Below are 2,544 nucleotides of genomic sequence, written 5' to 3'. Positions count from 1 at the left end.
CGGTAAGGTTTGGCGCGCCGTCGAGGGGCCGGCCGTCGAGGGTGAGGTCGAGGCCGTATGGGTTGATGGTTCGGGGCGTGTAGGGCAGCAGGGCGGGACAGAAGACGGAATCCTCGGGTGCGTCGAAGGCGAGCTGCGGTGGCGGCCACTCGTCGTCGAGGAAGCGGACGCGGAAGGTGTCGGCGGCGGTGCAGTATCCGTCGGTGAAGGTGAGCGGGTAGGTGCCGGGTGCGTCGAAGATGCGGGTGGCGCCCTCGGCGCCGTCGAGCCATTGTGCCGAGGCGAGGGTTCTGTTTGCCGAAAGGCGGACAGAGGCAGGCGGCCCCTCGCAGAAGAGGGTGTCGGTGGGGGTGGTGAGGTGCAGGTCGTCGGGCAGGACGGTGAAGGGGTGCGTCCACTCGTCTTCGCAGCCGAGCAGCCAGATGCGCTGGGTGACGGTCCAGGTGCCGGGCCGGTCGAAGCAGAAGGAGAAGGTGGTATCGGCGATGAGGGTGTCAGTCATGGGCCCGCTGATGCGCCACTCGACGTGGTGGGCCAGTCGGTTGAAGGTGCTGTCGGGCTGCAGGCAGGTGCCGGCACAAACGGTGTCGGGCAGGGAGAAGAAGGGGTTGGGGGGCTGGAGGTTGGAGCACCAGGGGGTACTTTCCAAAAGGGAATCTCGTGAAGCAGTTATTTCCGCAGATGGCGGTGGATCAATAGTTATCGTTTGACACTGAAAGGCTGTGATTTCTAACGGCAGTGTAGAAATTGAAAGGCAGGTTGGCAAATAAGGGCAAATATCTGTGTTTCCTGTGCTGTCCAGCCTGATTAGAAGAGAGGAATTTTCAGAATCTCCATTTTGGAAGTATTTTTTTAATGAAGTAAGGTAAATTGAGTAGTCTTCGGCGATAGTGACCTGAGGCAAGTAAAATTCATACCCTTTTGCCCATAACAGGTTTCCGTTTTTATCAATCTTCCCAATAATAGTAGGAACTTCACCAAAAGCCATATATGCGAATAAAATGCCACTGTCGGGAGTCAGGCGCGTTCTGAATTCTGCACATGTGAAATGAGAGGCATGGAGCTTGAACGCCCATAAGAGATTATAATTATCATCAAATTTTGCAATAAAACCATCTGTAGGTGTCAGGGTAATGTAATCATTTTCGTATCCTTTTTCAGTGATTCGGCCTGATAGCAGTAAGGTTTGCTCTACAGGGAGATAGTGCAATTGCATGTTTCGGTATCGACCAGCTTGGGGATGGTTCAGTGGAAACTTTATTCCGCTTAAAAAATTTCCATTGGAGTCGATTTTTATTAAAAAGAGCGGACTTTCAACTTTGGGAAAAGAAAAATTTCCTACACAGTGAATATTTCCGTTAGAGTCGCTTATTAAGTCTGAAATGGTAGCGCCTTTCAGGTCTGTACTGTCAGGGACATATTTCTTTGTCCAGAGGATTGAGTCAGACTTGATGTCCCAGTAACTTATCACGGGTACGTCTCTTATAGTCGTATTTGCGAGGGTGTCCCAATCCCGGTAAGAAAAGACGGCCTGTGTGCCATTGACAAAATTGGCCGCGGCTCCCCCGAAATTATAATAAACCGGGATATGACGACTGGCGAGAACTGATAACGATGAATCCAATACTACAATCGTGCCACAAGGCAAAGATGATTGCGTACATCCTGCTTGATGGGAGCCTGCATAAATGGCAAGCGAGTCTTTTGTGGATAAAGCGATGCTATGACTGAAGCCCTCATCAAAAACTATATGTTGAATATTTTCTCCATTTTTGTCAAAAAGAAAAAGGCGTGAAGGGAACCCATCCAGAATGATATTTTCATTGAGAAATTGAATTGTGTTAAACGCACCATTATTAAATGACAACACTTGGCTGTAATTTGAATAGTATTCATTGATAAATGTGTTCTGGGCGCATATTTCTTGAAGGAAATTCAGGAGTAAAGCAATAACGAAACACATTCGAATTGGCATCGTTATATGATTTAAAGGTGCGGATGAAGAACACTTCATCCGCACCTGAATTTGAATTGGTGTCGTCAAAATATTTTCACCTTGGTAATATCACCTTGGTCCAGGTCCTCCCTTGCAAGGATCCTCATCACCAGCAGGTCGTTCTCTGCATATATATTGACGATAAAAAATAGACCTTAACCCATCATTACTGATAATGCCTTCATTGAAAATGAATTGATCAGATACTTGAGAGTCAGGAGTGTCATCTTTTCCATTGCGAAAGCATTGGACGGTCACATCCAGATTGAAAGGACCGCTAAAGGTAATAAGGGCAAACTGTTCACAATTTTGTTCTGTGAAGGTACCGGGCATTGGAAAAAATGAAGTCGGATAAGAAAACCCCTGTTCTCCTGTAGGCAGGAATTCCCAGAAGCCGTTAGAATGCAGGTTGAAGTCAAAATCTTCAGTGAAATTCGGCATCAAGAATTCACCAAACCCCAAACCATCCATTGCATTTATCCTCATGTAGCACGCACACTCCTCCTGCACATCTTCTGAACCGCCCTGCGGGGCACCTGCGGCAAGGG

At 48.1% G+C, this 2,544-nt stretch carries 2 protein-coding genes; one reads left to right on the top strand and one right to left on the bottom strand.

The window, feature by feature from the left end:
• On the top strand, window positions 1–664 hold a 664-nt coding region (locus tag D6694_09455; GenBank protein ID RMH41035.1), incomplete at its 5' end, for a hypothetical protein.
• 1,401 nt (window positions 665–2,065) lie between these two features.
• On the opposite strand, the gene D6694_09450 is transcribed toward D6694_09455, so the two are convergent.
• Window positions 2,066–2,544 (bottom strand): hypothetical protein (locus D6694_09450; protein ID RMH41034.1); only part of this gene is annotated, 479 nt, incomplete at its 5' end.

Source organism: Gammaproteobacteria bacterium, from assembly GCA_003696665.1.
GTDB lineage: Bacteria > Pseudomonadota > Gammaproteobacteria > Enterobacterales.
This window is presented reverse-complemented; position numbering and strand designations above follow the sequence as displayed.